The 12,721-nt window shown below is 66.4% G+C and carries 12 protein-coding genes and 1 tRNA gene; 8 read left to right on the top strand and 5 right to left on the bottom strand.

Annotated elements, in window-relative coordinates; translation table 11 throughout:
- Positions 1-274 precede the first annotated feature (274 nt).
- Positions 275-421: a hypothetical protein gene (locus ACOQPH_RS06865; RefSeq protein WP_420623965.1), complete on the top strand. Its 147-nt coding sequence runs from the start codon at positions 275-277 to the stop codon at positions 419-421.
- Here ACOQPH_RS06865 and ACOQPH_RS06860 read toward each other — a convergent pair.
- Together ACOQPH_RS06860 and ACOQPH_RS06855 are read right to left on the bottom strand one after the other, a co-directional pair.
- A complete protein-coding gene (locus tag ACOQPH_RS06860; protein ID WP_419553371.1) occupies positions 411-1,562 on the bottom strand; it encodes a tyrosine-type recombinase/integrase in 1,152 nt (383 codons plus the stop codon). The genes ACOQPH_RS06865 and ACOQPH_RS06860 overlap by 11 nt on opposite strands.
- A 137-nt stretch (positions 1,563-1,699) precedes the next feature.
- Positions 1,700-1,772: transfer RNA gene (locus tag ACOQPH_RS06855), tRNA-Ala, on the bottom strand.
- A gap of 89 nt (positions 1,773-1,861) precedes the next feature.
- On the opposite strand from ACOQPH_RS06855, the gene ACOQPH_RS06850 reads away from it, so the two are divergent.
- Positions 1,862-2,257, top strand: coding sequence for a hypothetical protein (locus tag ACOQPH_RS06850; RefSeq protein WP_420623964.1), 396 nt, complete (start codon positions 1,862-1,864; stop codon positions 2,255-2,257).
- Positions 2,258-2,363: 106 nt separating this feature from the next.
- On the opposite strand, the gene ACOQPH_RS06845 is transcribed toward ACOQPH_RS06850, so the two are convergent.
- Positions 2,364-3,377, bottom strand: a complete 1,014-nt coding sequence (locus ACOQPH_RS06845; protein ID WP_420623963.1) for an LLM class F420-dependent oxidoreductase — start codon at positions 3,375-3,377, stop codon at positions 2,364-2,366.
- A gap of 51 nt (positions 3,378-3,428) precedes the next feature.
- A complete protein-coding gene (locus ACOQPH_RS06840) occupies positions 3,429-4,478 on the bottom strand; it encodes a phosphotransferase family protein (protein ID WP_420623962.1) in 1,050 nt (349 codons plus the stop codon).
- Between the two features lie 140 nt (positions 4,479-4,618).
- Here ACOQPH_RS06840 and ACOQPH_RS06835 point away from each other — a divergent pair, with 140 nt between their 5' ends.
- From ACOQPH_RS06835 to holA, 4 genes are read left to right on the top strand one after another with little or no spacing between them, the layout of a single operon-like run.
- Positions 4,619-5,776 carry an MFS transporter gene (locus ACOQPH_RS06835; RefSeq protein WP_420623961.1) on the top strand — a complete coding sequence of 386 codons (1,158 nt, stop codon included), beginning with the start codon at positions 4,619-4,621 and terminating at the stop codon, positions 5,774-5,776.
- Between the two features lie 10 nt (positions 5,777-5,786).
- Positions 5,787-6,431: a helix-hairpin-helix domain-containing protein gene (locus ACOQPH_RS06830; RefSeq protein WP_420623960.1), complete on the top strand. Its 645-nt coding sequence runs from the start codon at positions 5,787-5,789 to the stop codon at positions 6,429-6,431.
- Positions 6,418-8,271, top strand: coding sequence for a ComEC/Rec2 family competence protein (locus tag ACOQPH_RS06825; RefSeq protein WP_420623959.1), 1,854 nt, complete (start codon positions 6,418-6,420; stop codon positions 8,269-8,271). Before ACOQPH_RS06830 ends, ACOQPH_RS06825 begins: the two co-directional genes overlap by 14 nt.
- A 46-nt stretch (positions 8,272-8,317) precedes the next feature.
- Positions 8,318-9,289, top strand: coding sequence for a DNA polymerase III subunit delta (gene holA, locus ACOQPH_RS06820; RefSeq protein WP_420623958.1), 972 nt, complete (start codon positions 8,318-8,320; stop codon positions 9,287-9,289).
- A 16-nt stretch (positions 9,290-9,305) separates the two neighbouring features.
- Here holA and rpsT read toward each other — a convergent pair whose 3' ends face one another.
- Complete coding sequence (gene rpsT, locus ACOQPH_RS06815) at positions 9,306-9,569, bottom strand: 30S ribosomal protein S20 (protein ID WP_420623957.1); 264 nt, start codon at positions 9,567-9,569, stop codon at positions 9,306-9,308.
- A 134-nt stretch (positions 9,570-9,703) separates the two neighbouring features.
- Here rpsT and lepA point away from each other — a divergent pair, with 134 nt between their 5' ends.
- On the top strand, positions 9,704-11,542 hold the full coding sequence (gene lepA / locus ACOQPH_RS06810; RefSeq protein WP_420623956.1) for a translation elongation factor 4: 1,839 nt from the start codon (positions 9,704-9,706) through the stop codon (positions 11,540-11,542).
- A 114-nt stretch (positions 11,543-11,656) separates the two neighbouring features.
- Positions 11,657-12,712: a heat-inducible transcriptional repressor HrcA gene (hrcA, locus tag ACOQPH_RS06805; protein ID WP_420623955.1), complete on the top strand. Its 1,056-nt coding sequence runs from the start codon at positions 11,657-11,659 to the stop codon at positions 12,710-12,712.
- The last annotated feature ends 9 nt before the right edge of the window (positions 12,713-12,721 follow it).

Raw genomic sequence — 12,721 nt, 5'->3', positions numbered from 1 at the left:
TCCATTGAGCGCGCGAATGTCCGCCGACTGTACGGATATTGACGCTGACAAGGACCTCGAGCGGATCTCGCCAAGGACAGTCCAGCGGCCGGGCGGCCGTTGGCGCTCGGTGGTTCAGCGCACGGTCCGTCCCTGTCAGCTGAGCGAGCCACGGTGTCGCTATGGAGACGTCATCGCAGCCCGAGTTGAGGGGGCGTCGTTTCGCTGGCGGATTGCTAGCGGCAGCGCGCTGCGGTGAACTGCTAGTTATCGGTCGGTGTGAGGTTGTGTGCGCGTGATCTTGTGGGACGGCGACCGCGGTACGGGCGCGGGCACAGATGTCGATGGGATCTGGGTGGTCGAGCGCTGTCTGGAAGGCGTCGATGGTTTCTGCAGTTGGCTGCGGTCGGCCGAACGAGATGGACTGCGCGTCAAGGTATGACGAATTCCGCCCAGTCCTGCATGAGCTGGCGACGCTGGTCCAACAGGTCTGAACGGACGTAGGCGGCTTCGACACTGTTGCCGACGACGTGCGCCAAGGCGGCTTCACCGACGGCCCAGGGGGTGGCGGTTTGTTCGATGCACCAGGTCTTGAAGGCGGATCGGAAGCCGTGAACCGTCGTGTCGAGTTCGTAGGTGCGCAACAGCTTGAGCAGTGCTTGCCAGCTCAGCGGCTCACCTCGGCGAAGTGGGCTGGGGAATACGAGGCCACTGCCGTCGTCGAGTGGCTTGGCCTTTTCCAGAACGTCGAGGGCTTGACTACTGAGAGGCACCCGGTGCTCACCGTTGGCCTTCATGCGTTCAGCGGGAATCGTCCACGTGGTGCTCTCGACATCGATTTCGGACCAGCGAGCCCCTCGTGCCTCGCCGGATCGAACGGCTGTCAGAACCAAGAAGCGCAGGCACAACCTCGACGCTTCGCTCGCCTGGGATTGGGTGATCTTGTCCAGTGCTGCGGCCACCTCTGAGTAGGGGAGTGCTCGCTGGTGGTTCTTGACCTTGGGCATCGATGGGAGTGCACCGTCGATTGCTTCGCCGGCGGGATTGGTATCCACCCATCCGTGTGCCATCCCATACTGCATCACCTTCCGAATGCGCTGGCGCACACGCCGCGCCGTCTCAGGCTTGGTGGTCCAGATCGGTGAGAGGACAGCGATGATGTCGCTGCGCTCGATGCGGTGCAGCGAGGCATTTCCGATGCGGGCAAACGCATAGCGCTCGAGGCTCGAGAGCCACTCGTTGGCAGCTTGCTTGTTGCGCCAGCGCGGCCGGTTCATCTCGTGGACCGTCTTCGCTGCGGTGGCGAACGTCGGCACACGGTCGGCTTGATGAGGGCCGAGTGGATCGCCTCCCTCGGCGGCGTCAGCGCGCATGTCCGCGGCCCGAAGTCGGGCATCGGCGAGGCTGACTGCGGGGTAGCCGCCGATGCCAACGTCGCGTTGCTTGCCGTCGACGGTCAAGCGCACGACCCACGACCGGGTGCCGCTCGTCTTGACAACGAGCGTGAGCCCATCCCCGTCCGCGTGCTTGCCCGGCGTTGCGTGTTGGACTGTCTTGGCGGTGAGCCGCCTGGAGCGTCGCACGAGTTCCCTTTTCTGGTTCCCTTTTTCTAGGGAACTGACGCTATTGCATGGGAACTGCCGAAGCAAGCAATTTGCCAGAAATATCCTCTGACCTGTAGTTTTGGGAACTTCTGGGAATTCTTGGCAAGTCTCTCGGGTGGAGCTAAGGGGAATTGAACCCCTGACCTCTTCCATGCCATGGAAGCGCTCTACCAACTGAGCTATAGCCCCGAGGCTCCACGACGATAGCAGCGCGCCGGCGGAATTCGAGTGAGACGGCAGGGTGCGCGGGGAGCCGCCGCGGGCGTAACGTCGGACCCATGAGCATCCCTGTGGAGCCGGCCGACATCGGCAATCAGATGGAGCGTTTCGGCGCAGCTGCGTACGTGCTGACGGTGCGGGACGACGCCACACCGCACATCGCTCACCTGGCGATGCGCCTTGATGGCGACGTGCTGCGCTGCGGCGCCAGCCGGTCTGCGGCGGCGAATGTGGCCGACCGTCCGAATATCTCGGTGCTGTGGCCGCCGTATGAGCCGGGCGGCTACTCGATGATCGTGGACGCCGTCGCCCGGACCATCGAAGGCACCGATGGCCTCGAACTGGAGCTGCGACCGAGCTCTGGGGTGCTGCACCGGCCTGCGACGCCGGCCACACCGGCCAGCGACACGGGTTGCGAGTCGGACTGCGCCCCGCTGAGCGCCACCGGCACCTGACAAGAACGCAACCGCACTGCGTCACCGACGCTTCGAGCTAGAGGGCGTTAGCTCTTCAGGTCGTTGCTGTGTCTAGTGCTTCAGCGACCGTACGAGCGCGCTGGCGCTAGCTCTTCAGGTCGTTGAAGATCGTCTGCCAGCGGGAGCGGTCGCCCTTGTAGGGGGCGTAGAAGCTCACACGATCCACGACGTCGTCGAAGCGACGCTTCAGTTCGGCGGCCACGCGCTCTGGCTCGGCAACCACGGCGAAGGCGTCGAGGACTTCGTCATCGACGAGGTTGGCCATCTCGACCCAACGGCCTTCCTTGGACATCGCGTTGAGCTCGGTCTGCATGTCGCCCCAGCCGTGGCAGTCGAGGACGGGCCGGTACGCCGGCGTGGATCCGTAGAACGCCACCTGCTGCTTGGTGGCCTCCTTGGCCTTGGTCATGTCCTCTTCGGTATCGCCAGTGACGATGAACGATGGCCCGGAGATCGTGATCTCGCTGGGGTCGCGGCCAGCCCGCGCGGCGCCTCGTTCGAGTGCCGGGATGGTTTCCTCACGCAGATATTTCTCGGTGGTGAAGCCGTGGCAGAGGAACATGTCGCAGGTCTCACCGGCCACCTCGGTCATGAGCGGGCCGACACCGGCCAGCGCCAGGCGTGGCGGGCCGTAGGGGTTCTCACCGGGGTCGAAGAACGGCGTCATCAGCGTGTGCTCGTAGAAGTCACCGCGGAAGTTCAGCTTCTCGCCGTTGTTCCAGCAGTTCCAGATTGCCTTGATCGCCAGGATCATCTCGCGCATGCGAGCGGCTGGCTTGGACCACTCCATCGAGAATCGACGCGTGATGTGAGGCCGGATCTGGCTGCCGAGACCCAAGATGAACCTGCCCTCGGAAAGCATCTGAATGTCGTTGGCGCTGTACGCCAGCGACATCGGGTTCCGGGCGAATCCCACCACGATGCTGGTGCCCAGCTCAACCGTGGAGGTGGCATGCGCCATGAGCGGGAGCATGGTGAACGGGTCGTGGCTGGTCTCTGGCACCCACAGACCGTCGTAACCCAACGCTTCCTGTTCCCGGCTCGACTCCATGATGTCGTCGAATCCGCTGCTGACTCCGAGGCCGCCGTCTACCTTCATGGCGGGGACATTAGTGGCCCGCGTTGGAATTGGCTCAGGCTTCGAGTTGGCTCAGCAGTCGGCGAGCACGGCTTCGGCACGCTCGGCCAGCGCAACAATGCTCTGCGGGAACTGGTGGACCTCGGCAGGTATTTCTGGGATGGCACCGCCCACGTATCGGGCGTGGACGCCTTCGAGGATGCAAGCGAGACGCCAGCTGGCGAAGGCAAAGTGCCAGTCGATTGCCCCGACATCTCGGCCGGTTGCCTCTGCGTACGCATTCGCGAGCTGGTGACGGGTCCAGAATCCCTCCGCAGTAGTGGCGTTGTGGCCCAGGGGGCTGAAACCGTCATCGGGCTCCACCCAGTAACCCAGCAGGAATCCCAGATCGGCCGTCGGGTCTCCCAGCGTGGCGATCTCCCAGTCCAGAACCGCCGCCACATCGCCATCGGCGGTCACCAGGCAGTTGTCGAGGCGGTAGTCGCCATGGACCAGCGCGGCGTCGATCTGGGGCGGTATCGACGCCACCAGTCTGTCGTGGACGCGCTCAATGATCGGCAGGTCGCGTGAGGTCATCGCGTTGAACTGGCGCTGCCATACATGCAGCTGCCGGGCTACGTAGTCTGCCGAGCGGCCAAGGTCGGCGAGGCCTGTGGAGTCGAGATCCGTGTCGTGGATGGCGACGAGACATTCCACCAGCCGGGCGCACAGCACACTGCGTGCGTCGAGGCTGAGTTCGTCTGCTTGGGCGAGCGAACGCAGCACGCTGCCCTCGACGAAGTCGGTCACGTAGAAGTCGGCACCATTCACCGAGGCATCGGTGCACAGGCCGACGACCGGCGGGGTGGGCACATCGGTCACGGACAGGCCCGAAAGCAGGCGGTGCTCTCGCACCATGTCGTGCGCGCCGGCCAGTAGGTGGGCCAGCGGAGGCCGTCGGAGCGCCCAACGCCGGCCCAGCGCGTCGGTGACGCGGTAGGTCAGGTTCGAATGGCCACCGGTGATGAGCTCGAACTGCAACGGCGGCGCGACCGTCGCTCGTTCGGCCAGCCAGTTCGTGACCGGCGCGGGATCGATTCCCGCAACCGGAACACCAGCAGGATCGACTGCAGCTGACGCCATCGTTCCCTCCCGTGGTCGAAGCCCGTCGCGCTCCATCATGGCCTCGGCGGTGCGGCGATGCCCCGCCAGCGGCGAGCGCGGGCGTGTCGGCGGCCGTCGGGAACGGTCCAGCCAAGCACCAGCCCCAATACGCTTCGCCGATGCTGTTCGTGACGGTCTATGCGACACAGTTTTTGCTCACGGCCTCCCTGGGCGTCATCTTCGCCTATCTCGCGGATCTTCAAGATCGCTACGACCTCACCAACCTCGAACTGGGCACCATCGCGGCGGCTGGTTTCATCGCAGGGTTGGCGTCACAGCTGCTGCTGTCGCCGCTGGTGGATCGCGGTCACCACCGCATGGTGGTGTGGGTCTCGGTGCTCTCCGCGGTGGCAGGCGCCTTTGGATTCGTATTCGCGGATTCGACATGGACCCTGGTAACCAGTCGGGCCTTGGCGGGCGTCAGCTTCGGCCTCTTCGGTCTGGTGGCCCGCAAGGCGCTCATCGGGCACGACATCAGCGGCAGCGGCTCCAAGGTGGGCGGTTTGCTGTCATTCGGCGTCGCCGGCTTCGTCAGCGGTCCGTTTATCGGCGCGGCGCTCAGCGGCGTCTCCTTCGAGGCGCCGTTTCTGGTCACCGGCACCGTGATGGCGCTGCTCGGACCGTTCGCCGCTGTCCTGATCTCGAACTCGCCGATCGCGGCCACCGCCGTGGACTACTCGGACCTGCTCAAGTTGCTGCGGCGGCCCCGTGTGCAGGCGGCAATCTTGGTGCACGTCGGCATCTGGGGTCTGGTGGGGATGTTTGACGCGACGGTCGATCGGTACCTGACCGATCTCGGGCTCTCCTCGACTGAGTTCGCAATCGGGCTCCTCATTCTCGGCATCCCGTTCATGCTGCTGCCCCCGCACGCCGGCGCCCTGGCTGAACGTCTCGGCGGGGGTCGGGTCGCCGTGCCCGCCCTCGTGCTGTTCGCGCCCGCGGTGGTGCTGTACGGCTGGGTCGGGGGCTTGTGGACCTTCATCGCAATCGGAGTGGCCGAAGCGATCACGGAGTCTTACAGCGAGATGGGTGCACAGGTCCTGGTGCTGGAGGCAACCGGCGTCGAACAGGCGGCGATGGGCACCGGTGTGCTCGAGGCAATCGGTCTCGCGATGGCTGCCGTCGCTGCTTTCGCAGGCCCGTCATTGTACGGCCAGTTTGGCCCACGCTGGCTCTTCGGTGTCTGGGGCGCCGTCTGCCTGGTGCTCTCGGGCATCGTCATGCTGAGATTGAAAGCAGTGAAAATTCCACCAAAGGGAATCACGCTGACTCACTAGGGTCGTGCCCATGCGGGCGCCGGGCGCTGAGCGCTCAACCGATTGGCGTTCGGTAGCGGCTGAGGCCGCGAGTTTCGCCCGGCGGGTCGGCGTTGTGCCTGTCGTGGTGTTGCTCGGTGCCATCGGTGCAGTTGTCACGGCGGGATTCCTGACCGGTGTCCGGCACGGTGCGCCCGAGCCGGTCGAGCTACCGCTGGCGTCCGCAGGTGCTCCGCCGCCCATCGCTACGACCCAACCCTCGATGCTGCGAGTCCATCTTGCTGGGGCAGTGGAGAAACCCGGGCTCTACGAGGTACCGGCCAGTTTTCGAGTGGGCGACCTGATTGACGCCGCGGGCGGACCGACCGCTGATGCAGATACAGCGGCAGTCAATCTTGCAGAGCGAATGCGTGATGGGCAGCAGATTTACGTGCCCGTCGTGGGGGAGCAGCCCGTCGCGCGGGCCACCGGCCCCGATGCCTCCGGACCGTTGGATGTGAACTCGGCGACGGCTGCACAGCTTCAGGAGCTGCCAGGCATCGGCCCGTCCCTGTCGGCGGCAATTGTTGCGTACCGGGCCGAGCACGGACCGTTCGCGACGCTCGACGCACTGGAACAGGTGCCCGGGATCGGGCCATCCAAGCTCTCCCAGCTCCGGCCCCATGCGAAGGTCTGAGTCGCCGAGTCCGCCACGAGCGGCGCCCCGGCGCTTCGGGGGCCTCAGCGCTGTCGGCGATCGGTGGCTGATCACCGGAGCGGTCGCGACAGCAGCCGGCGCACTGTGGGCGCCTTCGGTGTCGTGGTGGTGGGGGGCAGCCTTGGTGGGCGCGGGCCTGCGAACCCGTACCCGTGTGCTCGTTCCGGTCGGCCTGCTGGTACTGGGGGCTGCAGCCATGGGGCAGCAGATCGCCCAGTTGAGCGCAGCGGTGGGAGGGGACTTCGAGGGCGAAGCGGTCCTGGTCGGCGATCCCCGATGGCGCTCGGGCGCCTTGGTCGTCCCCTTCAGCGCGGTCATCGGCCAAGAGCAGTTCCGGTGGGAAGGCCGCGCACGCGGCCCCGCTGCGTGGAAGCTGGAAGATGCTGCGCTGGGGGAGCGCTGGCTCTTGAGCGTAACCGCGACACCCGCAGAGCCCGCCGACAGGCCCTTCGTGTGGCCGCGGCATCTTGCGGGGAACGCCCAGATCCACACGGCCTGGCGCCAAGACGGCGGCAGTGCGCCGTTCCGTCTCGCAAACTCCATGCGCAGCCTGATCGAGGCGTCGAGTGATTCGTTGTCGCAACGGGATGCAGCGCTGCTTGCCGGCTTCGTCTACGGCGACGATCGAGGACAGCTTCCCGAAGTCGTGCACGACTTCCGGGCGACGTCGCTCACCCACTTGCTGGCCGTGTCCGGTTCGAACGTGGCGTTCGTTCTGTTGCTGTTCGCACCGCTGCTGGTCCGGCTGCGGCCAAGTGTCCGGCTTGGCGCCGTCGGGGTTCTGCTCGCTCAGTTCGCTGTGCTGACCAGGGGTGAGCCCTCGGTGCTGCGGGCGTGCGTGCTTGCCACGTTGGCAGTCGGAGCACATGCCGTCGGCAGGCGGGCATCCGCTCCGCGCCTGCTGGCGCTTGCGATCATCGTGCTGCTGCTTGTCGATCCGCTGCTGGTGCGCTCGGTCGGCTTTCAGCTCTCGGTTGCAGCGACGGCCGCGATCGTGGTCGGCGCTCGCCCCATCTCCAGGCTCTTGTGGGGCCCGTCGTGGCTGCGCTTGGCCCTCGCAGCGACGCTGAGCGCCCAGGTGGGAGTGCTGCCCGTCCAGCTTGCCGTGTTCGGCTCGCTGCCGCTCGTGAGCATCCCCGCCAACGTCTTGGCCGGCCCGATTGCAGGACCGGCCATGGTCTGGGGCCTCATCGGCGGTCTGGCGGGGGGCGTGGCGGGCGACGCCGTCGCATCGGTTCTGCACATCCCGACCAGGTTCATGATGGGTTGGGTCGCCGGTGTGGCCCGATGGGGAGCGGCGCTGGGCTGGCCGCACATCGAGCCGTCGGAGATTGCCGCAGCCGTCGCCGTCATCGGGCTCTGCGCAGCCGCTGCGTACCTGCTGCGCGCCTACGGCGCCGTGCCGCGCAGCCTTGCGATCGTCGCTGCTGGGATCGGGATCTGGGTCGTGGCCGGCGTCCACCGGCCGCCGCTTCCCTCGGGTGTGCATCTGTCCGTGCACCGCGTCGACCCCACCGTCGTCGTAGTGGATCGTCCAGATGCAGCGCGGGCCCTCGACCAGCTCGCCACGGCTGGAGTCGACGACATCGACGTGCTGGTGGCCCGCTCGGCCAGCCGGGCAGGGCGAGAAGCGGTGCGGGCATTGGACGCCCGGCACGAGATCGCGAATCTTCTCGCACCGGCGGGCCTTGGAGGCCGTGTCCCGTACAACTCAGTGACCGAACCCGTCGCCGTCGGCGGCCTCGTGGTCGAGCCCGCAGCGCAGCGCCTGCGCGTCTCGACCGAAGTAGCGTCAAGTACGTGGGCGCAAGACCCGTGAACCCGGCGATGCACGGGCAGGCCACCCATCGGGGAGCACGTCGCTAATGCCCGGTGGAATTGTGCGACTCATCAGCGGCGCGGACGAGATCCTCACCGCCACCGCAGTGCGTGCGGCGGTCTCTGAATTGGTCGACGATGCCAACCGGGCAGACGTGCTTGACGAGTACTCCGACGATGAGTACGCGCTGCCCGATCTGGTCATCTCGGCATCGACCCCGCCGATGCTCGCTACACACCGGGTCGTTGTCGGCCGCCGCCTCAGCCGCTTCGGCGCAGCCGAGCTCACACCGCTCATCGACTGGCTTGATGATCCGTGTCCCACGACCGATCTCGTTCTCGAGTGGGACACAGCCCGTGTGCCTCGAGCGCTCGTCGAAGCTGTCGAGGCCGCCGGTGGCCAGCGGATCGCGTCCGACGTGCCCGGCGGAGCGCGCAATCGCCGGACCTGGCTCACTGAGCGTCTCGCGGAGGCCTCGGTCCAGTTCGATGCCCGTGCTGGAGCATGCATCGCCGAGCATCTCGGGGAGGAACTCAGCCGCCTCGGAGCTGTGATCGAAACGCTGGAGGCCATCTACGGCGCAGGTGCCCGGTTGGGGCCCGATGAAGTGCTGCCGTACCTCGGTGCAGAGGGTGACGTCCCGCCATGGGAGCTGACCGACGCGATCGATCGAGGCGATGTGGGCGGCGCACTCGCCGTGCTGGGGCGCATGTGGGGCGCTGGTCGACACCCGCTGGCTGTCACGGCAGTCGTGGCTGGGCATATCACCCGCATGGCTCGCCTCGATGGCGCCGATGCTGCGAACGAGAAGGAGGCGGCTCGTGTGCTGGGCCTACGCGGCTCCACGTTTCCGGCCCGCAAGGCGCTTGACGCCGGCCGGCGGCGCGGCAGCGGGGGGATCGCGAGGGCCGTCGAACTTCTGGCGGCGGCTGACGTGGACTTGCGCGGACGTTCCGGACTCGATCCCCGATGTGTTGCCGAGATTCTCTGCGCGCGGCTCGCGGCCGGTGTCCGTTGATCGCTAGCGCGGCGGTTTAGGCCTCGTTGGCCTGCGTTGAACGGGCCACGAGACGGGACTTGCGCCGACCTGCCTCATTGGGGTGGATGACGCCCTTGGCGGCCGCCATGTCGAGACGCTTCTGGACGGCGCGCATCAGCTCATCGGTGGGTTCACCGGCTTCCGCAGCAGCGATGACTGCCTTCTCGCGAGTCCGCAATTCTGAGCGAACGGCTCGATTCCGCACCCGGCGCGTCTCGTTCTGGCGGTTGCGCTTGATCTGGCTCTTGATGTTGGCCACGAAGGCGTGCTCTCTGTCTCGGTGGCGGCCACGAAGGCGTGCCCGCCGGGAGTCGGTTGGGTGTATTCGGGTCCTGAGGCGAGTAGCCACGGATTGTCCCGAAACCGGCCTCGCAGGGTACCGTGCGGCCTGCGATGCCCCACGTGCCTCCTGCGTCTGCTGATGGGTCTGACCGTGGGTCTGACCGTGTCGGACCCGGTTCGATCCGCAACTTCTCGATCATCGCCCACATCGATCACGGGAAGTCCACACTGTCGGACCGGATCCTGGAATTGACAGACGCTGTGGAGGAGCGCTCGATGCGCGCCCAGTACCTCGATTCCATGGAGCTCGAACGGGAGCGCGGCATCACCATCAAGGCCCAGAACGTGCGGGTGAGCTGGCAGGGGCACACGCTGCACCTCATCGACACACCTGGGCATGTGGACTTCGGGTACGAAGTCAGCCGCTCGCTGGCGGCCTGTGAAGGCGTGGTGCTGCTTGTCGATGCCGCACAGGGCATCGAGGCGCAGACGTTGGCGAACTGCTACCTGGCTCTCGAGTCAGATCTCACCATCGTGCCGGTGCTCAACAAGATCGACCTCCCCGCGGCCGATCCGGATCTGTACGCGTCGGAAATCGAACGCGTGCTGGGCATTGACGCGAGCGAGGTGCTGGCGATCTCGGCCAAGACCGGCGAGGGCGTCGCAGCGCTGCTCGACGCAATTGTGGAGCGCATCCCCCCGCCCGGCGGCGATCCGCAAGCTCCGCTTCAGGCGCTGATCTTCGATTCCCACTTCGACCAGTACCGAGGCGTGGTGTCCTCGCTGCGCGTGATGAATGGTCGGCTGTGCACTGGCGATCGGCTGCGGTTCATGCATGCCGGTGGGCTGCACCTGTGCGAGGAAATCGGACTGCGCCTGCCCGCGGTGACACCGACAGACGAATTGGGACCCGGCGAGGTCGGGTACCTCATCGCGGGCATCAAGGACGTGGCTGAGGCCCGCTCCGGCGAGACCGTCACCTCTGCTGGCGCACCGGCTGATGCACCGCTGGCCGGCTACGACGACCCGAAGCCGATGGTGTTCTGCGGGCTGTTCCCCGTCGACGGCGACGAGTACACCGATCTGGGAGAGGCGCTGGCGAAGCTGAGGCTCAATGACGCCTCCGTGACTTTCGAGCCCGAGACTTCAGGTGCGCTGGGATTCGGGTTCCGCTGCGGCTTCTTGGGTCTGCTGCACATGGAGATTGTCCGCGAGCGGCTCGAGCGCGAATTCGGACTGTCTCTCATCGCCACAGCGCCGTCGGTGGCCTACCGGGTGCACACCGACGACGATCGCGAGCTGGAGGTCGACAATCCTTCCGACCTGCCATCCGCGGCTCAGATTGCCGAAATCGCCGAGCCCATGCTGAACGTGTCCGTGCTGACGCCGACTGCCTACACGGGCGCGGTCATGGACCTGTGCCAGTCGCGTCGGGGCTCGATGACCTCCATGGACTACCTGTCGCCCGAACGCGTCGAGCTGCGCTACCAGCTGCCGCTGGCGGAGGTTGTGACTGACTTCTTCGACCAGCTCAAGAGCCGTACCCAGGGGTACGCGAGCCTCGACTACGACCACGCGGGTTACCGGTCTGAGCGCCTCGTGCGCGTCGACATCCTGCTCAACGGCGAACCAGTGGATGCATTCTCTGCCATCCGTCACCGTGATGGCGCGTATCCCTACGGCAAGGCCATTGCCGCGAAGCTCGCCGAACTCATCCCGCGTCAGCTGTTCGACGTTCCGATCCAAGCCGCCATAGGCGGGCGGATCATCGCCCGCGAGACGGTCAAGGCGAAGCGCAAGGACGTGCTGTCGAAGTGCTACGGCGGCGACATCACCCGCAAGCGCAAGCTGCTCGAGCGGCAGAAGGAAGGCAAGAAGCGGATGAAGGCCATCGGGCGCGTCGAGGTGCCCAACGAGGCCTTCGTCTCGGCGTTGCGCCTCGACCCCTGAGTGGTCGCGCCCGCGCAGCTAGTCCCCCTGTTGGCCGGAATGGGTGTCGGTAGCATCGACATCATCGCCGTCACCCCACGGTGACAGGCTTGCGGCTGGGGCCGCGGAGGAGTGATGGACGAGCGCAGAGCCACGGTGCTGCGAGCGGTGGTCGAGAACTTCATCGAGAGCGCGCAGCCAGTCGGCTCCGCAGCGGTGCTCGAGATGACTCGCCTCGATGTGTCACCCGCGACTGTGCGAAACGACCTCGCCGCGCTCGAATCTGGCGGCTACCTGATGCAGCCGCACACCAGTGCCGGCCGTGTGCCGACTGAGGCGGGCTACCGGTACTTCGTGGACGGCCTCGGACCCGGTTCCCTGGACAGCACAGGCGTCCGGCAGGTAGGTGCGTTCTTCGCCCATGCCCAAGGACAGATTGAGGAGCTGCTCGCCGACACCAGCCGGCTCTTGTCTGACCTGACCGAGTATGCAGCGATGGTCGTCGCACCCAGCCACGACCGCGACAGCATCCGATCGGCCCAGCTGGTGGATCTCGGCGGCGGCCGATTGCTTGTGGTGTTGGTGATGTCGTCGGGCGTCGTGGAGCGGACCTACGTCGACGTGTACAGCAACCCGGACTTGGAGGCGGCGGCCCAGGGGCCTTCTGCAGGTGCAGCCTCTGCGGTCTTGGCCGCAGCGCTTGTGGGAAGGACTCGTACGCAGCCGCCGCTGGTTCGCGAGACCGGAGATGCGGCAACCGATGCACTGGCGGCCGCGGCCCTGTCCGCCCTGGCTGCCGACGAACCGCATCCGAGCGAGCTCTACGTGGGTGGCACGGCCAAGATCACCGAGCAGTTCGAAGCCGTGTCATCGCTGCGTTCAGTCTTGTCGGTGCTGGAAGAGCAACTGATGGTCGTGACGCTGCTGCGAAGCCTGGTGGATCGCGGTCTCAGTGTGGCCATCGGATCGGAGACTGGCATGAAGCCACTGGCGGAATGCTCGGTGGTGGTTGCGCCCTACGAGGTAGATGGCCGAACAGTCGGCAGCGTCGGCCTGCTCGGCCCGACACGGATGGACTACTCGAAGGCGCTTGCAGCGGTGCATACGGTGAGCCGGAGGCTGTCGGCCTCGCTTGGAGACGGCGACGGCGCACATATGCCGGCGGACTTGTCGCGATCGGCCCAGGAATAGGCCCACCAC

It is taken from the genome of Candidatus Poriferisodalis sp., from assembly GCF_965221945.1.
GTDB lineage: Bacteria > Actinomycetota > Acidimicrobiia > Acidimicrobiales > Poriferisodalaceae > Poriferisodalis.
This window is presented reverse-complemented; position numbering and strand designations above follow the sequence as displayed.

What these genes read in the sequence shown, in the direction of transcription:
- ACOQPH_RS06830 (WP_420623960.1), top strand. Translation starts at nt 5,787, where the DNA reads ATGCGGGCGCCGGGCGCTGAGCGCTCAACCGATTGGCGTTCGGTAGCG.
- ACOQPH_RS06850 (WP_420623964.1), top strand. Translation starts at nt 1,862, where the DNA reads ATGAGCATCCCTGTGGAGCCGGCCGACATCGGCAATCAGATGGAGCGT.
- ACOQPH_RS06825 (WP_420623959.1), top strand. Translation starts at nt 6,418, where the DNA reads ATGCGAAGGTCTGAGTCGCCGAGTCCGCCACGAGCGGCGCCCCGGCGC.
- lepA (WP_420623956.1), top strand. Translation starts at nt 9,704, where the DNA reads ATGCCCCACGTGCCTCCTGCGTCTGCTGATGGGTCTGACCGTGGGTCT.
- ACOQPH_RS06835 (WP_420623961.1), top strand. Translation starts at nt 4,619, where the DNA reads ATGCTGTTCGTGACGGTCTATGCGACACAGTTTTTGCTCACGGCCTCC.
- ACOQPH_RS06845 (WP_420623963.1), bottom strand. Translation starts at nt 3,377, where the DNA reads ATGAAGGTAGACGGCGGCCTCGGAGTCAGCAGCGGATTCGACGACATC.
- holA (WP_420623958.1), top strand. Translation starts at nt 8,318, where the DNA reads ATGCCCGGTGGAATTGTGCGACTCATCAGCGGCGCGGACGAGATCCTC.
- hrcA (WP_420623955.1), top strand. Translation starts at nt 11,657, where the DNA reads ATGGACGAGCGCAGAGCCACGGTGCTGCGAGCGGTGGTCGAGAACTTC.
- ACOQPH_RS06840 (WP_420623962.1), bottom strand. Translation starts at nt 4,478, where the DNA reads ATGGCGTCAGCTGCAGTCGATCCTGCTGGTGTTCCGGTTGCGGGAATC.